This is a genomic window from Symmachiella macrocystis (genome assembly GCF_007860075.1).
GTDB classification, from domain to species: Bacteria; Planctomycetota; Planctomycetia; order Planctomycetales; family Planctomycetaceae; genus Symmachiella; species Symmachiella macrocystis.
In genome coordinates, this window is sequence record NZ_SJPP01000003.1 from 1,021,579 (window position 1) to 1,039,425 (window position 17,847).

The following is a 17,847-nucleotide window of genomic DNA, read 5'->3' on the forward strand; positions in this document are numbered from 1 at the left end:
AAGAGCCATTATTGCAAGGGGCGTCGCGACGATTCCGTTGTGGGAACATCGTCGTATTTCGTGTCGTAACTCAATGCCACCAAAACCCATTCCCGGGTGGCATCATCACGATGAAACGTCAGTCGCCAGATGACAGGAAAGCGCCGACAATGCAGGACGTAGACTGCCCGAATGATCGACCCTCCGATAGGTTCCAGTTGCAATTTTTCGCTGCGTAAAAACTTGCCAAACTGTTGTTCAGATTGATCGATTTGAATTTTTAGTTGCGCTAGTTTCTCGCCATCCTGCTCCAGGGGACTTCCTTCCAGCAGATCGTTGACTGCTTCATCGGTGCGGCCGTTGACCAATCCCCGCAAGAATGTCGCAACCCGCGAACCAATATCGGAGACATCATCATCCAACGGCGTTCCCGGCGGGGGTTGAAAATTGTACATCTCGGCTGTGATATGAGGCTGAATGGCAAAACCCAGGCAAATCGCCACCAAGATCAACGCAAAAAGATAACGGCCCTGCATCGGATTGACTCTCACCCATCAGAGAATTGGGAACATTTTGCGACGGCACCACATGCCGTTTGCCTACCGCCACATTAGTCGTTTGAAGACCAAAATTGTAGTGCGGAGGGAGTTGTGAGGCATGAGGGAACAGACCTGAGGGTCGGCAAAACAAAGCCCCCGCCACGAACATCACTGCCTACTGCGTACTGCCTACTGGCCACCGGCCACTTACCGCACAGACTTCTCCAATCCAACAGTCAACGGCATCCGTGAAATCTCCTGCCAGTGGCGAATATCAATTTCGTAGGGGCCGTCGGGCTTTTCGAAGTTTCCGAAGTGCTTCAAGTATTTGCGAAGTCGTTGGATTTTTTGTTCAGCATCCGGTTCACCGGGACGCGCCTCGGTCGGCGCGCAACCCCACATGATCCGGGAACCGCCGCGCGAAATCAGTTCGAATGCTGGCGTGCTGTCGGAGGGACTGGAGCGGCAATGGATCTTCTCCAGTTGAAATTCTTCCCAGGAAGACTCAAGCAGCGTTGCTAAATCAGCAGCGCCGTTGACCGCCGGATCCCCCCAATTCGTCCCTTCCGGACCTTGTGGTGTCGAAACGATTCCATCCACCAACGGGTACCGCTGGGCATCGCTGACCGTAAAGTCGGCGGGCGGGAGCAACGTGCCGTCGGGGTCAATCGGATAGACTCCGCGGGCAACTTCGACCATTGCAATGGGGCGACGATATTTCAATTCCGCCACAATCCGCCCCGGTGCCTGTTTCGAAACACGGGAGACTTCCGCGACCCAAGGATGGCGCTGCAGCGCATCGTGTACGCGTTGGGTGACGGACTCATCCAACAGCGACAACTGCTCCGGCATGTCGGATCGCTCGAACGCCTGCTGAATAAAATTCGGCGGAACCATTCGCGGCGGCGACGTCACTTCCACGGTCGTTGCATTGACGATGTATTCGTCACGATCGGCCAGATCCGGCAGCCAGCTGACGGTGACACGTATCAGCATCGCCGTGACGATCGCAGCGGCAAGAACCAGCAAGCGTCCGGGCTGAAACAATCCTTTCACCAACGCAGATCCCCATCCGGAGGCAGGCGACGGTTTGGACCGGGTCCGCGTTTTGGTTCGTGACTTCTTCGCCATAATATTCCGCGTGGTCAATCCAGGAGGTTTCCAAGGGACGTACGCACGCCCCACATCCTTTGATATCGACCTTCGTTACCAGCCGGTTGACAGCGATCTCAAAACCAATTGCTATCGCTGCGATCGTGCCCATCGGTGAAGTTTCCGCAAACAGATTTGCGAGAGTCCCCGCAGGACGGCGACCAGATAATCGGTATAAAACTCAGGGTTTTACCGCTGGTTTGTCCTAACAGTGCGCACAACACAACGCGTACGACTCCGGCAGACAAGTCGTCAGTGGCTGCGATCGCCGTATTGCACGTGAAAGCCTTTGCTCTTGAGTGGAATGCGGTACAGGCTCAGATCGGTCGTAACGTACAACACGTTGATCTCGTCGCCGATCCCGAACTCCGCATTGCTGGGGATGCCCACCGGAGGATGGTTCGGATCCCGTTTTTGATTTGGCGGACCGGTGGGAATAAAGGCAACTTCCTCGCCATCGGGATTCACGACCAACACGCCGGGACGTTTGAGGCTCCGTGCGGTCAGATAAATATTTCCCTCCGCATCAATCGTCATCCCATCACATCCCGCTTGATCGCCGAAATCGACGATCGTCCGCCGTTCGCCATCGACGGTTCCCGCTTCATTCAGCGGAAAGGCATAGATCTTCATCGGACCGGGCAACGGCGGCGGATTGGTGTTTGCGCCGATTTGGTCTTCGCCGTTATCGTGGTCAGCGACATAAAGCGTTCGCCCATCCGGGCTGAGAGCAATGCCGTTGGGTTTGAGCGTGTCGCGAGTGATCTCAATCACATTGCCATCGGGGTCGATGCGATACACGGCGCGGTATTCAATTTCGCGCGGCTCGGAACCCAAGTACCGGGGGTCGGTGAAATAAATGCGGCCCTGAGCGTCGACGCAGAGGTCATTGGGCGCATTGAATTTCTTGCCCATGAAGTGGTCGGCAACCGTTTCGGATTCGCCCGTTTTGACGTCCCAACGCGACACGCGCTGCCCACCGTCGTCGGAGCCTTCGCAGGCCAACAGAAAGCCGTCCGCATCAAAGATCAGACCATTCGCCTTGCCACTCTTTCCAGTAAAAAGCGTCGTCTGCTTCGTCTTCGGATCAAACCGCATGATCATGCCGTGATCCGGGGCGAGCGGAATATCGGTGAAATAAATACTACCATCGGGCGCAACTGCGGGGCCTTCAGTCAGTCCCCCTTGGACATCGGCGGACCGGGTGAATAGCAATTCCCATTTGGCATCAGGGTCCACGATGGACGTGCCGGTGGGCTTGGGCAGTTCCTCAGCGTGCGATGTTACCACACCGCAAACGCATATCGTGATTGTAATCAGCAGGCGCATGGTCAGTTCCTTACGTGGAAAATGGAGCGTGCTCATCCCAATCGGCTCGGGAATTCAGTTTCCCATGATACTCGGACAAGTATCGCCGCAGGACATGTACTCCGAAATAATTTGCCGACTGGGGCAAACTTTTTCCACATTGAAAACAGCGCCATGGCTGTCAATCTGGCCGCTATGGGGCCGATTGCCGAGGTTTACCAACTCCGGTTGGTCTTTGGTTCGCGAATAAAACCATATCCACCGTATCGACCGCCCCCACCGTACCGACCGTAACCGCCATAGCTGGGGAATTGGTAACTTCTCTGGGCTTGGTTATAACGACTCCGTTGTTGGCGGCGGGCGGTGTAATTGCTCCCCGCACCAAAAGTGGGATTCGATCCGCGTGACCTATATCCAGTCGAGCCTAATTGCGAACCACCAGCCGGCGCCAGCGATTGAAACGCCAACCGCATCGCATCGGCGGGCGACGTACCGCTTAAGTCCTCGATCTTCCAGGCTTCGCTCCACGCTGGGTGCGTGATGTGTCCGACGGCCGGTGGACCAATCAGACTCGGCGATTGGGTATCGATGGTGGCGATATGCAACACGAGTAAAACGCAGACGCTCATTGTCTTGACCTGACTAGCTGATCACGTTGGGTATCGAAAAGACGGTGGTTGTCGCATCCTGGTGTTGTTACTCGAATTTGATCGACAACTGCGGTTCCTCGAATGTCGGAATCCGCACGACCGCTTCATCAGTGATGTCCCTCTTCTGGCCCAGGTCTTCTTGTTCTTTCGCAGCTCCACGCTTGCCAGGTCTCTGGCCGCCGGCATTTTCAAACCGGGCCATAATTTCCCGCCAATTCGTGAAGATCACGTCCTGTTTCTTCAGAAAGTCATGGACGGCTTTGTCGTTCAACAATTGATTTTCCCAAACGCGTTGTTGCCAGTGTGGAGCAATTGCTTCGAGTGCCAGCGACTTGTCGGCAGGACCGGCAGTGATCTGTACCAGCCCCGGAGGCAGTCCGTTGACCAATTCATAGAATTGATCCCGTTTCTTTTCGTAGCTGTCCGCTTCGGGAACAAAATGCGCGTCGTCGAGTTTGGGTAACCGGTATTTTTGGACCGTTTCAATCATCTCGTCGGACAGCGTAATTCCGCCGTCGCGAAAATGCTGAATTTTTTCAGGGGTCAATTCCAAAACCACAGCTGGAATCCAATTCTTCTCTGCGGTTTCTAAATAGATTTTCAGGAGATCTTCACGCATGAACAACACGCCCATGAAGGGATGCAAGTGCGTGGGTTGGATCCCCGCGGCACGGACTTTGGCGATCTGGGCTTCGATCTCGCGACGAATCTCCTCAGGATCAGCCATCAGCCCCAATTGCAGTTCCGTTCCCCACATGTAGCCTTTGGGGTCAACCAAGGTGGAGGTCTTGCTATTCAATCCGGTAAGCGGACGCCAGCGATACAGCTGTCCCGGACTGTTGAGTGTCAAGCAAACACCAATGTCATGCTGCGGATTTTCGCGGGACCAGTTGGCGAATTCTTCGAACCACGGGCAGGGCGACATGACGCTGACTGAATTCAAACGCCCTTTGACCAGGAGTTCCTGGCCGGGACGACTGAACTCATAGGAGGCGCCCATCGTGTCGGCATACAGAATCACAACGCGTTTCCCGGCGGGATAGCCCAAACGTTCCGCCCAGGTTTCTTGGCTATAAGCCGTCTGTGAAACGGCCACGAGGATCGTTATCCCTGCCACCAATGCACGCATCATCTGTTCTCTCCGTGTCGGGAATGTCGTGAAGCTACAACTCTCACCACGTTAGTTCGTAGCCGCTGGAAGTGCAAATTTTCCTAGCCCAGATCCGCCACGATTGGGGACAATCCGGAGGGAGTCTACAAATTGAACCGCGAAATGCAGTTAATCCGAAAACCCTCTGCAATCACGTCCGTCGGCAGCATCGTCACCACACGCGACCCGTCCGTATTGCTGTTGCGACTCGCGAAATCGGCCAAAATCGCGCATCATGGAGACGATGAGCGCCCCATTCCGCGCCAAAAACCACATGACGCAACCCTTCGAGACAAGGCCTGCATGATGAACACGACTTTGACAAACCTGACTGACCACAGATCGCGATTCTGCACAAACGACCAACCTAGCCGTTGCAGCCGGGGCATGACCATGCTGTTGATCGCTGCGGCGCTCGTTGCCACGTTACTCAACAACACCGCCTCCGCGGCGACGTTGCAAGCTGGTGTTGGCAAAGTCGACGTGACCCACCCCGATGGCTTGGTGAACGACCGGTCGTATGTCCGGGCGCTGGTACTGAAAAACGAAACTACAACCGCCGCTATCGTCACGATCGACGTCGTCGCCATCGGTGAGATCGGTTCGATCGGCAACGACTATCTCGCCAAGGTGCGGGCACGGATTGAAAAGGAACTCGGCATTCCTCCCACGCACGTGATCATCAACGCCAGCCATTGCCATAGCCGGATTTGTCACGACATCGGTGAGCGGACTTTTCAAGCGGTCAAACAGGCGGCCGACAATTTGGTCCCCGCCCGCGTCGGCGTCGGTCATGGTCACGAAGACCGTGTCTCGGAGAATCGTCGGCTGATCATGAAAGACGGCACGCAAATCGATGTGCGACACGCCTACTCTCTGCCTCCCGACGAAGAGGTCGCCAAAGTCGGGCCGATCGATCCGGAAATCGGCGTGCTCCGTGTTGATCGCGAGGACGGACGAACCTTGGCCGTGGTTTACAACTTCGCCTGCCATCCGATTCAGGGGGCTCAAAATGGGGGGAACACCGCCGACATGACCGGCTTCTCCTCGAAAGTCATTGAAGAAAACCTCGACCCGGGAACCGTCGCCCTATTCGTGCAAGGTTGCGGCGGCGATATCAATCCCGTGTTCTATAAAGACGTTGATCATCCCCGCAACGCCGAACCGCTGGGGAATATGCTAGGCCTGAGCACGCTGAAAGCGGTCCGCGCGATCGAAACCAAACCGGACGACCGACTGAAAGTCGTCAGCGAGAATATCGCCCTGCCCCGCTCCGATCTGGCGACGCGCATTTTTGATATGGAAGCCGAACAACTACGCTTGGCCGGCTCACTGGGCGGCACCAGCTTGAATCTGAAAACGTTTATCCCGTTGGTCGTCAAATACAACGTTGCCGAAGAGTTTCCCTCGTATTACTCGCACGCTTACTTGCTCGACAAAGCCCGCGGTCGCAATGATTTGAGCAAGCTCGACGCCGAAAACCGCCGCAACATGCAAAACTACATCCGCAACATCCACACCATGGAAAAACTGACGCGGCTCAACACCAACCTGCGCCTGTTACGCAAACACCACGCCCGCGGCTACGCCTCCGGCAACCGCACGATCGACGTCGAACTGGCTGGCCTCCGCATCGGCGATTTCGTGTTGACGACTTTCCCCGGAGAATTGACCGTCCAAATCGGCCTGAACCTCAAAAAAGTCTCCCCCCACAAACACACCTTCGTCGCCGGCTATACCAACGGCTACATCTACTACTGCCCCACCGCCGAACAGCTAAAAAACGTCGGCAACGCCCAAGAAGACAGCGACTGTCTGGTGGCCCCGGAATGGCAGAAGATGTACGAGGACAAGGCGGCAGAGTTGTTGCAGGCGCTCTGATGATTCGTCAGCAGAAGATGGGTGCCACTGGCGGCTTGTTCGCCAGTGCGAATCGCGGGGCCGTCCACAATACTGCTGGACAAGCCAGCAGTGGCACCCTTCGCCACACTTCGAATCATCCCAAATATACAAATTGATCGAAGATATATTGTACGAGTTTGTTGAGCAACACCCAGGTGTTTCAGATAAGGATGTTGCTATCCATGTTCGTTCAATTGCAAGTCGCTTCTATGAGGCATTTGACCAAACTAGCAGCAGGCTGAGCGCCAGATCTAAGGGCCTATAAATCATGCAGTGGCGACAAGAACCGGGGGGGGTGCTTATGGCAGATGCACCACACGGTGCATCTATAAAAGAATGCATGGAAGAATTGTTCGAATATATCGAGTCTTATCTGATTCCCAAGAACGCGAGTGTCGACTGCAGTTACATCCGTGTGGAAATCTGGTTCGACTCAGGAGATATTGTAGTGTACCCTGCCTCTCTTAACACTCGAGAAAGGAGGGAAAAGGCTGTTTGTTTAGTAACCTTCGCGGACTTGCTGGAACGTAGTGACGAACTCTTGGACACTCTGGAGGCGCGACAAGCGAATGGTGACTTGAAGGAGGGTGATGAGTTATTTGATTCAATAGCTCGGGAAGAAATAAAAAAGTGGGCCAGCTTCCAACCAGTTTCAAAACCTCTGTAACGTAGTGAACAAACACGCGAGTTGTACGAAGCCCTTGAAGAGGTGCGCATGATATTCGTAACGTGTTACAAGACGCCGGAAAGATTGCAGCCAAGCAATCGTGCGTTCGACTTTGTAACGCCGTTTGTAGCGTCGCAATTTGCGGCCGTCCTGCGTGGGACGCCTTTTGCGGTTGCGGCGATGCGGACAAATCAATTCGATGCCCCGCGCCGCCAAACGTTCACGCAACGGATCGCTGTCGCCGGCTTTGTCGTAAATCAACCGCTGCGGCTGCCGCTGCGTCGTGCGGCGGTCCACCAACCGTTCGATCAAATTCACTTCGGCAGTGTTGGCTGATTCGGTGTCGACTCCCAACGGCAAACCTTCGCCGTCGATGAGCAACATGATCTTGGTTCCCTTACCGCGTTTGGTTTTGCCGACCTCGGCGCCCCTTTTTTTGCTGGGGAAAACGTGCCATCGGCCATCGTTTCCTCCCAGTTGATCTCGCCCAGATCGTCGAGTTCCTGCAGCAGCCGCGCCCAAGCGACTTTGAAGATGCCCGCCGCGGTCCATTCTTGGAACCGTCGCCAGCAAGTTGAAAAAGAGGGAAAAGTGTTTGGTAAATCTTTCCAACGCGCACCGCTGCGAAGCACCCACAGGATGCCTTCCAGGCAATCGCGGGGATGCTTGCGGGGGCGTCCGCCATATCTCGTAGGTGGTTCCCACGGAAAGAGGTCTTTGATCCGATCCCATTGCTCATCCGTAAGTTGTGTCTTGGCTCCGTCCTGGACGCCGTGCTTGTGCCGTCGAACAGACGGCCAGAACACAAACGTCAATCTCATAATCAGGGTCTCCTTTCACCCCGATCACAGAGCAAGACTTATGCCAAAATGTTCAGTGAGATAGCGGTTTTGCAACTGGCTCTCGTCGAATCGGCTGCTCGAGAAAGCGATTTGCACAATTGCAGAGTTATAGTATTTAATGCGGATGGTGATTCTCCACTTGCGATATGTAATTTATAACCTCGTGGTGCCATTGTGGCGATTTGACCGTTAAGGGTATATGCAATGAGGCGAAAACTGTTTACGTTTACAGATAGTCTTGATGGCCCCGTTCACGAAGACATGGGACCGGGATACGATTATGATGCGCCTGATTCGGTTCATAACATGAGGTTTGATGCATTTCCGGAATTTGAGCCAAACTTTCATACTGTTCACCTTAAAGGGTACGTACACATAACGGACCTTATCAATTCAATTCCAATACCGCGTGCAGGGTGGATTGTTAGTGGTCGGCTTCGCTCTATATTTGAGTCGTTTCGGATAACAGATCATCGATATTATTCTTTGCCTGTTGTGCACCTCGGAAAAGAAGTGCCGGACTACTGGTGGTTTCACCTTCTGCCAACGCCAGTCGATATCGCAGCTGAAGCAAAAGTGGAGGAAGCAGAAGCCATTATCGAATCGTGTCAAGCATTGCAAGACGTCGCGTTGTTTCGATTGTCGAGTCCGCCGAGGTTCGCAAAATGCTATGTGCGCGAAGACCTAAAGATTGCGATCGAGGAAAATGGAATGACTGGAATTCGATTTGGCACATCACGATTATTTCGATAACTTGCAGTGGTGTAGTTGTCCAACGGGTTGCCAGTGGTTGCCTCGCGATTCAAATACAATGACGGACGTAAGTTTAACTGGCAAAGGATGTTTGCATGAATCAGGCATTGAAATACTGACGGCCATAATAGGCAAACGATGAACAATTCGCGGGTGGCCCGAAAGATTCTTTCGGGTCGGCGCAGCCGCGGGAGAGATTTGCGGATTGCCACCAACTGTGCGTCCAGACCACCTGTCAACCCTGGCGTCTAGGAGAGCATGATGAAATGGCTGCAAAGCTGTGATCTCTTTAACGACGTGGCAGAATTGGATGAAAGGACGGGCGTTTGGAGGGTTAGAAGCAAATCCTCGGAAGGCGGGGAGATTCCTTCAGAGATAGACGGATCCTACTCGATTCTGTCCGGCGTATTTTGCGCTATCTATCGCTCAAATGGTGAGTTGGTCGTGCGGATCGGCGAAGCTCAGATCAAGTTGTCCGACAAAGTCGAGATAACGGTCGGTGGCCCACCTGAGAAGCGTTGTCTCTCGCTGATGGAGAATGGCATAGAACATGTGAAACACGAATATGCCGTAAATTCTGAACCTATCGAAAACGACCCGACGCCATTTGTTGAAGACGAAGACTTTGACTTCGGCCTTTTCCTATCAAACATTGCCCACGACCCGAAGCGTCAAGCCCGTTTTAAACGGGAATTATAGTCAGGGCAGTGGGTGACAAGAATGGACATCAAACATTCGCCAGCCACTTCTCCGACAGCTGCGGGCTACTTTTGTTTCAGTTCTTCGAATTGGTTTGTGAGAGGCACGAATTCATGTTTCGCTGTTTGAAGAGATTCAACGGTCCACAAGCGAAATCCCAGGGGGCGTTTGTCAAAACTTTTGCTGGTGACTTCGCCATTCACCAATTGCATGCCGTCATAGTCGTTGATGATCGTGGTGTGTGTATGACCGGCAAGGACTGCCAGCACGCCATTTTGTTTGTAGAGGTCCAACAATTGATGGCGTGTCTCTATCGGGAGATTGTAATACGTTTCCTTTTCGTCCGGTTTTTTCACAAACAACGGAAAGTGCCCCACCATCATGACGGGCGATTGGTTTTGCTTGGCTTCTGACAAGATCTGCGCGACCCAGGCAGCATGCTTTTCAGATTCTCCTTTGAGCGGAGCTTTCCAAAGTTGAGTGTTGGTGAACACAAACGTGTAGCCTTTGTGTTTGAGACTGAAATAGTCTTTACCGATCGTCTCACGGTAACGTTTCAGAGCCTTGGAATCTGGTTTGCCCACATCATGATTTCCCGGAGCGCAATAACAGGCGACCGTCAAATCACTCTTGATGGTCTTGAAATCCACGAATGAAGTATCATTCGCAGTATTGACCAGATCGCCGCAAATCACGACAAAATCGGGATCCATTTCATTGATCTGCTTCACCGCTTGTCTGAATGTCTGGATATCATGCTCGTATCCCCCCATTCCCAATTGCGTGTCACAAAGCTGCACAAACGTAAACGGCTCGAATTTCGCATCGTCTTCAGCGAAAACGGGAGTCACGAAAGAACAGACGATGACGCCAATGAAAGCGACCTGAATCCAAGAGGGTTTGAAAGCGCGCAGGTTGTTGAGGACTGTCATGAATGAAACCAGGTCTAATGAATTCAAGCGAAATTTCTGATTGTGACAAACCTGAAACCACTCCAGGCTTGCATGTCGACTAGCGTAACAGAATTACGTCGTGTGCCACTGCTGACTTGTCCAGCAGTCTTTTTCCGGTCACGCTGTTTGCACAGGCGGACAAGCCGTCAGTGGCACTCTTTTTCCAGGCGGGCTACTATGCCGCCAACCGTCGTTGTCGAATCTGATCAATCGCCACCGCTGCGACGATGATTGCTCCCAGAATCATGTCCTGCACGGGGTTCTTCAGTCCCAGTTGCGTGCAGCCGCTGGTGATGACCGCCATGATGGCTGCTCCGGTGAGTGTGCCGACCACCGAACCGCGGCCGCCGCTTAGGCTGCCGCCGCCGATGACCACGGCGGCGATCACGTTGAGTTCCAAGCCGATGCCCGAAGTCGGATTGCCGACTGACAGCAACGAGAATTGATACAGCCCGGCGATGCCGAAAAAGAGGCCAGCCAATCCATACAGGGCGATCTTGTTCCGCTCGACATTGATTCCACACAACCGCGCCGTCGACTCATTCGATCCCAGTGCAAACACGTAACGCCCGAACACCGTATACCGCAAGACCGCTGCCAGGATGAGGGCCAAGACGAAAATCAACCAGACACCCAGCGGAAATCCCAGCCAGCGCGCGTCCTGTTGCAGGCTGAGAAAACTCCCCAGCCAGTGCGGAATTTGCTCATTCAAATCGGGTCGCACGGTGGTCTCGTCGGCGACTTCCTTGGCCATACCCAGATACAGCCGCATCGTTCCCAACGTGACGATGAACGGCACCACGCGCAAATAGCTAACCAGTATCCCATTGAGCAGACCCGCCAGACATCCGGTTCCGATCCCGGCAAAGACGGCCAGCGCCGGGGAATAGGGCGAGATGTTCGGTGCTGCCTTCTGGATTGTCTTCGACGTTTCCTGCAGTTTCGGCAGTTGTCGTTGCAGCGATTTTTGTTCCGCCTCGAGCTCGGCAATTTTACCCGGATCCGCGTTGTTGCGTCGCTGTGCGCGCTGGATCTCGTTAGAAATGCGGTCCAAGCGCTCCTGAGCATCGTCGATCTTCTGTTGTATTCCGGCCACATTGTCGCCATGCACGATCAACAGCGCCGCGTCTTCCTTCAGACACCAAGCCAGCACCGTCGCACACAGCGCCAGACTGGTCCCCGCGGAAAGATCAATCCCGCCGGCAATCACGATGATCGTCATCCCCAAAGCGGCAACAGCCACCGTCGCGGTTTGGACGGAAATGGAGCGCATGTTCCTTAAGGATAAGAAATTGCCACCGTCCGCTTGCAGACCATCGGCGAAACCGAACAGTACGATCACCAGGGCCAATGCCAAAAACGGTCCCAGCGCGCTGCCCAGCATGCTCCACCGCGAGCGCGTCAGAACAGGAGATTCGTTTTGATGGGGCAGCGGTTTCGGCATAGCAGGTCTACAGGTCGGAACGACGTTTTTAGTAGGATATTGCGCCCAGCCCAGGGTGGATTAGGCGGAATCGTCCTACCACTGTAGCGGCGCGGCGCTGCGATATCATCCGCACGCAGTGAGAAAGCGGGGCAAAAATCGACGGCGCCGCCTCGGCGACCCTAGTATCCCACGCATGGCGACGTAGGCGTTTGCCTGTTGGTCAAACGACATTCAATCGGTGGTCGGCGGCGGTTCGAATTCAAAGGCTTGCCATTTCATCGCCCGGTCGAGTGGTTCGATGCGGAGCATGACAATGCCGTCCTGAAACAGTCGCACCGTTCCGGTCGATTCGGAGACGGTGATGGCAATCCCTTTGGTCGCTTTAGAAATGGCGGCCGCCGCCCAATGTCGCGACCCCAGGCCTTTGGAGAGCGTCAATCCATGCGCAGGAGCGTCGAGATATCGCCCGGCCGATTCGACAAACCCATCAGAAGAGATCACAAACGCGCAGTCGATCTGCGCAAATTCCTTGATGCTTTCCCGCGTACGCGCATCGCGAAACTGGCGTTCCTTCTTCGCATACCCCCGAAACGGATTGTGGATTGTGGGATGCGACAACCTGAGCACCTTGCGGTGATCTCCCACCACAAACGTGGTCCCCACCGGTTTGCCTTCCCGGCCTTCGCGGCCGATTTCGCAAGCCAAGTCGACCACCATTCGCAACGTTTCCAGCGGAACTTGGGTTTCGAGCCGCTGCAGATCACGGGCGGTCAAGCGGACCAAATGCTCGGTCAGATTCACGACGCTGATCGTATCAATCGCATTGACTTCGAACCCGGGATAAAGAGCCACCACTTTGACGCCCGGCCGCAGCAGATCGTCGGCGATCGCCTCAAGCAACGCCTGGCTGAGCTGCATTTGAACCGTTTCCGGTTCATTGATCAGCGGAACCATGGCAATTTCATCCTCGACCGCACAGCGTTGCACATCCGGTTTGTCGCTGGCGACCAGCAACAGGGATTTGCCAATGGAGCGTTTGACGGCTGTGAAATCATAGGGCAAATCGGCCAGCAGTACGATTGCCTCTGCCTCGGTTCGCTGCGCAAGGCGACGCGCGGAAACTAAAACCGCTTCGAATTGTTCGGTGATCGCAGTTCGTTTCATCGGTCAGCGGCCAACGTCCCAATGCATAATTCGGAGGATTCGTTCGAGCGGTTCTATAAACGGCATCTTAGTCGGGACGTGCCTGAAACCAATGGTCATCCTGCCCCGTGAAACCTAACAAGGGCGGAAAAATGTCCAGCAATAGAAAAACGGCAAGACGGTTCCGCATTCCCAGTTTAGGCGAATTGCGAGCAAGGTCAACGCACGAACACCTTCTCGCGGCGCACCGCTGCTTCGGGAAGGCCGAAATCCGCCCGGGATGTGCGTCACTTCGTTTCCGTGGCGGCCTGTTTTTCGTTTTTCGCGACGACGTTTTCCGGCACGGTCGACTCTGTCAGTTTTGTGACCGCTTGCATAAAGGTCCCCGGGCCGAACGCATTGACCACCGACTCATTGACCGTGATCAGCTTCTCCACGATCAGCCCTTTTTTCATATCGAAGACCATGGTCCCTTCAGTTTGACGCTGAATCAGTTGCACAAGGATTTCCTTGTTGTTCACCGGCGTCAAAATCACCGTTTTGAATTCGATCGTCGCTAAGTCCCCGTCGACTGACTTCAATTCGTAGACCCGCAGCATGTCGATAATGCGGGACAACCCACCCTTGATTCCCACGGACTGCTGATACGGGTCCTTCCAGGTTTCGCCAACCGAGACCGGCTCACTAGGCAGTGGAATCAAAAAACCTTGGTGGTCCTGCGGCGGCCGTTTGCGGACGGCGACCTTATTCGTCCCAGCGGGGTCGACCACTTTCAGCAGTTTTCCTTGCGCCGAGTAGTCGATGAGAGCAGTGGGACGGCCGATCTTTTTCAAAGTGTCGCGAAATTTGCGATGATGGAATTTGGGGTCATCACTTTTGAAAACTTCCGGCGGATGATTACCGAATTGCGCTTCCTGGTGCGCCTTGTCCAGTTGCAACTCCAAGGTCCCCGAACCATCTTCGGAAACAGCCACCACCGTGTAATGCTTCCAAAGCTTGCTCTTATTCTTGTCGATCTGCTTCGCTTCTTTGAAATTAACCGTCATCTGAGCGTGATAATTCGACTGCAAATGCACCACTTGGCCCGGTGTAAAGATGTAGGTCAATTCATATTTATGAGATTGATCCGCTTGCTCTGCAGTCTCCTGCGAGGCTGTGGTCTCTCCCGCGTCGGACGATGCGCTCGGGTCCGTCTCGGCTGTTGTCGCAGCCGTGTCCGTCGCTGTAGTGGAAGACTCGTCGGCAACGGGCGGGGCCGTCACTTCCGGTTTTTTGTCGGCCGAGAGAGGCGACGTCCCAATTGCGCAGGCAATCAAAATCAAAAATGATCGGCAGACCAAACAACGATGCATCGTGCGGTTCCTTCCATGAAACGCAACCGGCGTAGTTTTGGCCGGAAAATGAGATGCGGGGCGGGTGGTTCTGTTGTGTCCGGCACAAAAAGACCCCGGCCCAGGATTTCAAGGAGGCGGATGCTAGCAGAATCCACGCAGTAGGTGGAGATGAGATTCACCAAATCCCACTTACCGCGCATTAACCGACCATTGCCCGAAAAACCAGAGCGTTTGCAGCCAGTTCAGTCTGCTGTCACAGCCGTTTCGCAGCTCTCCACCGCGATTTCGCCGCCCGCCAACACGATCTCAAAACCGAGGTCTTCGATCATGGAGACATCTTCTTGCGGCGGCTGGCCGGTCGTTGTCAGATAATCGCTGACAAACAGCGAATTCGCCGCATACAACGCCTGGGATTGCAGGCTTTTGAGATGCAGTTCCCGGCCGCCGGCGATGCGAAGTTCCGTCTGGGGATTGGTAAAGCGGAACATGCACAGCGCCCGCAGACAATCCAATGGGCTCAAATCCCGTTTTCCTGCCAACGGCGTGCCGTCGATGGGATGTAGGAAATTCACCGGAATCGACTCGACCTGGAATTCCCTTAGTGACAGCGCCATCTCCACCACGTCGCTGTTCTGTTCGCCCATGCCGATAATCCCGCCGCTGCACAATTCCAACCCGACATCACGGGCCGCTTTCAACGTGGCGACCCGGTCGGCATATGTGTGCGTGGTGACGATTTCTTCGTGGTACGTTTCGCTGGTATTCAGATTGTGGTTGATCCGATCCACCCCAGCGTCCTTCAGAACCCGCGCGTCCTCAGGTTCCAACAAACCGAGACAGGCGCAAATGTGGAGCGGATAGGCTTCTTTGATTTTCCGCACAGTCGAAGCCACGTGCTGCAACTCCCGCTGCGTCGGTCCGCGGCCGCTCGCAACGATACAATACGTCTTCGCCTTAGATTCAAAAGCTCGTTGAGCACCCGCCATCAGCGTTGCTTCGTCGCTCATGACGTATTTGGGAATGGCCGCTTCAGAGATTTTTGACTGCGAACAGTATCCGCAATCTTCCGGACACAGCCCGCTTTTGGCGTTCTGCAGGAAATAGAGTTGCACCTTGCGACCAAAATAGTGATGGCGGATGCGGAATGCGGCCGCCAACAACGCGGGAATCTCCACATCGCCCGCTTCGAGCACCGTAGTCGCTGCCTCGCGACTGCAAGTTTCGCCGTCCAGTATGCGGCTGGCCAAGTCGTTCCAACGCTGTAGTCCGTATTCTGTGGAATCCATCAAACTCATTGATCACTTGTCTAAGGGAATGACGGGCAATCGCCCGACGTGCGGAAAAACGGGTTGGGACAGGGCCCATCGCTATCAATCGAGCCAATTCTACCGCCATGCCCCCCTGCTTGACCAGTCGAGAGAGAGGATCTGCGTCAACTTAAAGATTGGATTTCGAGGGACTTGGGAAAACTTTGTAATTTTGTCAATTTTCCCTGTAACACTCTTCACGGCATTACGCTTGGCATGGGGCAAAGACTGTTGGGCAGGCAATATCTACCCATATTTGAAGTTTCATACTCTGAGAAAGGCTAGGCACTGAAAAATGACGAGAATACTTGGAAAATTCACGCGTGTTTTAGAATTGGAGCAGACGCCGGGCGGGATGGTCTATTCCGCAAACCGCGCCGTCATGCCCAGAAAGCCAGGAGGCGGTTCAACCGGTACTCAAAATCGAAATGAAGCCTCACCGGATTCGCCGATGATTCAACAATTGGCATCCGCCCTGCTCAGCGAGTTTGGCACACGTTAGCCGTTCACGGCCAGGTCACAACCTACGTGGCGCTGGCCGATTGCCCCAGAACTTGACTCATCGCCGCAGCCGCTTCACGGAGCAATACCTCGGTCTGATCCCAATCTAAACAGGCATCGGTGATCGAGACTCCGTACTCCAATGCCGACGGATCGTCACTCAGGCTTTGATTGCCCGCACAGAGATTGCTCTCCAACATCATGCCGATGATCTGCGTGTTGCCCGCCACCCGCTGCTTGAGCACATCGCGAAACGCCGGAATCTGCTGTTCGTGATCCTTGTTGGAATTCGCATGGCTACAATCGACAACAATGTTGGGCTTCAAGCCGGCATCAATCATCGCTTGGCCGGCTTTCTCGACATGCTCGGCCGAGAAATTCGGGCCGGAGCGCCCGCCGCGAAGAATTAAGTGCGCTAGGCTGTTGCCCGTTGTATTGATGATGCAGGTTTGTCCCTGTTCATCGATTCCCAAAAAACTGTGCGGCGATTGTGAGGACTGCATCGCTTGGATCGCGATCGCCGGATTGCCATCGGTCGCGTTTTTGTATCCCACCGGCATCGAAAGCCCACTGGCCATTTGACGATGTGTCTGTGACTCGGTTGTCCGTGCGCCAATCGAAGCCCAAGAAACCAGATCGGCCGTATATTGCGGCGTGATCGGATCGAGCATTTCCGTCGCCGTCGGTAATTGCATTTCCGTCGTCTGGATGAGTAACGTTCGCGCGCGACGCAAGCCCTGTTCGATATCAAACGTACCGTTCATATGGGGATCGTTGATTAACCCCTTCCACCCCACGGTCGTCCGCGGCTTCTCGAAATAGACCCGCATGATAATCAGCAGTGTGTCGGATAATTCTTGGGCTAACTTTGCCAACCGCTCGGCATATTCCAGCGCGGATTTTTCGTCGTGAATCGAACACGGCCCCACGATCAACATCAGCCGTTGATCCTCTCCACTTAAGATCTTGCCGACCATTTGGCGGCTGTTCAGGATGCAGTCAATCGACTCATCACTGGCAGGGAGTTGTTGTTTTAAATCGACGGGCGAGACCAAGGGAACGGTCCCGCGAACGTGGATATCTTGTGTAGACGCCATAACGATTGCCCTAAAGGGGGAATTTCTAAGCAGCCCCAGAGTGTAGATACACGCGTAAGGTCTATTTCAGTAATACCTTACGGATTGGTAGTCGGGGAGATCTTCCAATGAAAAAAGTACGATTTGCCTCACATGGAGCACAGTGCAGGACAACCCGCGACGAATCCCCATTGTAAGGTGACCTGCGACAGATTGTCCACCCGCCAAATTACGAATGATCGTCACAAAGTCACAGCACAACGAACACCGTTTCTCCCTGCGCAACGGCATACCCCTGGCGAAGAGGCGTCCCGCAGCGCATAAAAGCAGCCCGTCGGGATCACTACGATCGCCGACGGGCTGTTGTATGCAGAGGTTGGAGAGACACAATTAAAGTCAGTTTTGTTGTGACTGATCTGAGCGGTGTTGTCAGGGGTTTTTAAACCGGTTGTCACACCGGTTCATT

The 17,847-nt window shown here is 54.3% G+C and carries 17 protein-coding genes; 4 read left to right on the top strand and 13 right to left on the bottom strand.

The annotated features are described in order from the left end of the window. Nucleotides 1–8 precede the first annotated feature (8 nt). The 5 genes from CA54_RS27370 to CA54_RS27390 all read right to left on the bottom strand — a co-directional run bounded on the left by CA54_RS27370 (nucleotide 9) and on the right by CA54_RS27390 (nucleotide 4,760). Entirely contained in the window at nucleotides 9–515 is a 507-nt protein-coding gene (locus CA54_RS27370; RefSeq protein WP_146374152.1) for a hypothetical protein, read from the bottom strand. A gap of 210 nt (nucleotides 516–725) precedes the next feature. Further along, nucleotides 726–1,574 (bottom strand): cell division protein FtsQ/DivIB, encoded by an 849-nt coding sequence (locus tag CA54_RS27375; RefSeq protein WP_146374153.1) that lies wholly within the window; start codon nucleotides 1,572–1,574, stop codon nucleotides 726–728. Between the two features lie 348 nt (nucleotides 1,575–1,922). Next, on the bottom strand, nucleotides 1,923–2,999 hold the full coding sequence (locus CA54_RS27380) for an SMP-30/gluconolactonase/LRE family protein (RefSeq protein WP_146374154.1): 1,077 nt from the start codon (nucleotides 2,997–2,999) through the stop codon (nucleotides 1,923–1,925). A gap of 194 nt (nucleotides 3,000–3,193) precedes the next feature. Beyond that, nucleotides 3,194–3,607: a hypothetical protein gene (locus CA54_RS27385; RefSeq protein ID WP_146374155.1), complete on the bottom strand. Its 414-nt coding sequence runs from the start codon at nucleotides 3,605–3,607 to the stop codon at nucleotides 3,194–3,196. A 67-nt stretch (nucleotides 3,608–3,674) separates the two neighbouring features. Beyond that, entirely contained in the window at nucleotides 3,675–4,760 is a 1,086-nt protein-coding gene (locus CA54_RS27390; protein WP_146374156.1) for a ChbG/HpnK family deacetylase, read from the bottom strand. Between the two features lie 141 nt (nucleotides 4,761–4,901). Between CA54_RS27390 and CA54_RS27395 the strand changes: the two genes are divergently transcribed. Further along, nucleotides 4,902–6,659, top strand: coding sequence for a hypothetical protein (locus CA54_RS27395; protein WP_231963218.1), 1,758 nt, complete (start codon nucleotides 4,902–4,904; stop codon nucleotides 6,657–6,659). A gap of 289 nt (nucleotides 6,660–6,948) precedes the next feature. Beyond that, nucleotides 6,949–7,347, top strand: a complete 399-nt coding sequence (locus tag CA54_RS27400) for a hypothetical protein (RefSeq protein ID WP_146374157.1) — start codon at nucleotides 6,949–6,951, stop codon at nucleotides 7,345–7,347. Here CA54_RS27400 and CA54_RS30275 read toward each other — a convergent pair. Continuing rightward, on the bottom strand, nucleotides 7,333–7,731 hold the full coding sequence (locus CA54_RS30275) for a transposase (RefSeq protein ID WP_197532893.1): 399 nt from the start codon (nucleotides 7,729–7,731) through the stop codon (nucleotides 7,333–7,335). The two genes, CA54_RS27400 and CA54_RS30275, sit on opposite strands and share 15 nt — an antisense overlap. Continuing rightward, nucleotides 7,662–8,168, bottom strand: a complete 507-nt coding sequence (locus CA54_RS30280; protein ID WP_146374159.1) for a transposase — start codon at nucleotides 8,166–8,168, stop codon at nucleotides 7,662–7,664. The genes CA54_RS30275 and CA54_RS30280 overlap by 70 nt, the downstream gene beginning before the upstream one ends. 1,032 nt (nucleotides 8,169–9,200) lie before the next feature. Here CA54_RS30280 and CA54_RS27415 point away from each other — a divergent pair. Next, nucleotides 9,201–9,641: a hypothetical protein gene (locus CA54_RS27415; RefSeq protein WP_146374160.1), complete on the top strand. Its 441-nt coding sequence runs from the start codon at nucleotides 9,201–9,203 to the stop codon at nucleotides 9,639–9,641. 65 nt (nucleotides 9,642–9,706) lie between these two features. Here CA54_RS27415 and CA54_RS27420 read toward each other — a convergent pair whose 3' ends face one another. From CA54_RS27420 to bioB, 5 genes are all read right to left on the bottom strand, one after another. Further along, nucleotides 9,707–10,600 (bottom strand): metallophosphoesterase, encoded by an 894-nt coding sequence (locus CA54_RS27420; RefSeq protein ID WP_146374161.1) that lies wholly within the window; start codon nucleotides 10,598–10,600, stop codon nucleotides 9,707–9,709. Nucleotides 10,601–10,769: 169 nt separating this feature from the next. Further along, nucleotides 10,770–12,038: an ABC transporter permease gene (locus CA54_RS27425; RefSeq protein WP_146374162.1), complete on the bottom strand. Its 1,269-nt coding sequence runs from the start codon at nucleotides 12,036–12,038 to the stop codon at nucleotides 10,770–10,772. A 213-nt stretch (nucleotides 12,039–12,251) separates the two neighbouring features. Further along, a complete protein-coding gene (locus tag CA54_RS27430; RefSeq protein WP_146374163.1) occupies nucleotides 12,252–13,184 on the bottom strand; it encodes a DNA integrity scanning protein DisA nucleotide-binding domain protein in 933 nt (310 codons plus the stop codon). A gap of 266 nt (nucleotides 13,185–13,450) precedes the next feature. Beyond that, nucleotides 13,451–14,515, bottom strand: a complete 1,065-nt coding sequence (locus CA54_RS27435; RefSeq protein WP_146374164.1) for a DUF6263 family protein — start codon at nucleotides 14,513–14,515, stop codon at nucleotides 13,451–13,453. Nucleotides 14,516–14,739: 224 nt separating this feature from the next. Then, nucleotides 14,740–15,783 (bottom strand): biotin synthase BioB, encoded by a 1,044-nt coding sequence (gene bioB, locus CA54_RS27440; RefSeq protein ID WP_197532881.1) that lies wholly within the window; start codon nucleotides 15,781–15,783, stop codon nucleotides 14,740–14,742. Nucleotides 15,784–16,099: 316 nt separating this feature from the next. Between bioB and CA54_RS27445 the strand changes: the two genes are divergently transcribed. Next, entirely contained in the window at nucleotides 16,100–16,306 is a 207-nt protein-coding gene (locus CA54_RS27445; protein ID WP_146374166.1) for a hypothetical protein, read from the top strand. 22 nt (nucleotides 16,307–16,328) lie between these two features. Here CA54_RS27445 and CA54_RS27450 read toward each other — a convergent pair whose 3' ends face one another. Next, nucleotides 16,329–17,402 (bottom strand): 3-deoxy-7-phosphoheptulonate synthase, encoded by a 1,074-nt coding sequence (locus CA54_RS27450; RefSeq protein ID WP_146374167.1) that lies wholly within the window; start codon nucleotides 17,400–17,402, stop codon nucleotides 16,329–16,331. Nucleotides 17,403–17,847: the final 445 nt, after the last annotated feature.

What these genes read in the sequence shown, in the direction of transcription:
- CA54_RS27450 (WP_146374167.1), bottom strand. Translation starts at nt 17,402, where the DNA reads ATGGCGTCTACACAAGATATCCACGTTCGCGGGACCGTTCCCTTGGTC.
- CA54_RS27400 (WP_146374157.1), top strand. Translation starts at nt 6,949, where the DNA reads ATGCAGTGGCGACAAGAACCGGGGGGGGTGCTTATGGCAGATGCACCA.
- CA54_RS27385 (WP_146374155.1), bottom strand. Translation starts at nt 3,607, where the DNA reads ATGAGCGTCTGCGTTTTACTCGTGTTGCATATCGCCACCATCGATACC.
- CA54_RS27380 (WP_146374154.1), bottom strand. Translation starts at nt 2,999, where the DNA reads ATGCGCCTGCTGATTACAATCACGATATGCGTTTGCGGTGTGGTAACA.
- CA54_RS27370 (WP_146374152.1), bottom strand. Translation starts at nt 515, where the DNA reads ATGCAGGGCCGTTATCTTTTTGCGTTGATCTTGGTGGCGATTTGCCTG.
- CA54_RS27415 (WP_146374160.1), top strand. Translation starts at nt 9,201, where the DNA reads ATGATGAAATGGCTGCAAAGCTGTGATCTCTTTAACGACGTGGCAGAA.
- CA54_RS27425 (WP_146374162.1), bottom strand. Translation starts at nt 12,038, where the DNA reads ATGCCGAAACCGCTGCCCCATCAAAACGAATCTCCTGTTCTGACGCGC.
- CA54_RS27395 (WP_231963218.1), top strand. Translation starts at nt 4,902, where the DNA reads ATGCAGTTAATCCGAAAACCCTCTGCAATCACGTCCGTCGGCAGCATC.
- bioB (WP_197532881.1), bottom strand. Translation starts at nt 15,783, where the DNA reads ATGGATTCCACAGAATACGGACTACAGCGTTGGAACGACTTGGCCAGC.
- CA54_RS30280 (WP_146374159.1), bottom strand. Translation starts at nt 8,168, where the DNA reads ATGAGATTGACGTTTGTGTTCTGGCCGTCTGTTCGACGGCACAAGCAC.
- CA54_RS30275 (WP_197532893.1), bottom strand. Translation starts at nt 7,731, where the DNA reads ATGTTGCTCATCGACGGCGAAGGTTTGCCGTTGGGAGTCGACACCGAA.
- CA54_RS27435 (WP_146374164.1), bottom strand. Translation starts at nt 14,515, where the DNA reads ATGCATCGTTGTTTGGTCTGCCGATCATTTTTGATTTTGATTGCCTGC.
- CA54_RS27430 (WP_146374163.1), bottom strand. Translation starts at nt 13,184, where the DNA reads ATGAAACGAACTGCGATCACCGAACAATTCGAAGCGGTTTTAGTTTCC.
- CA54_RS27445 (WP_146374166.1), top strand. Translation starts at nt 16,100, where the DNA reads ATGACGAGAATACTTGGAAAATTCACGCGTGTTTTAGAATTGGAGCAG.
- CA54_RS27390 (WP_146374156.1), bottom strand. Translation starts at nt 4,760, where the DNA reads ATGATGCGTGCATTGGTGGCAGGGATAACGATCCTCGTGGCCGTTTCA.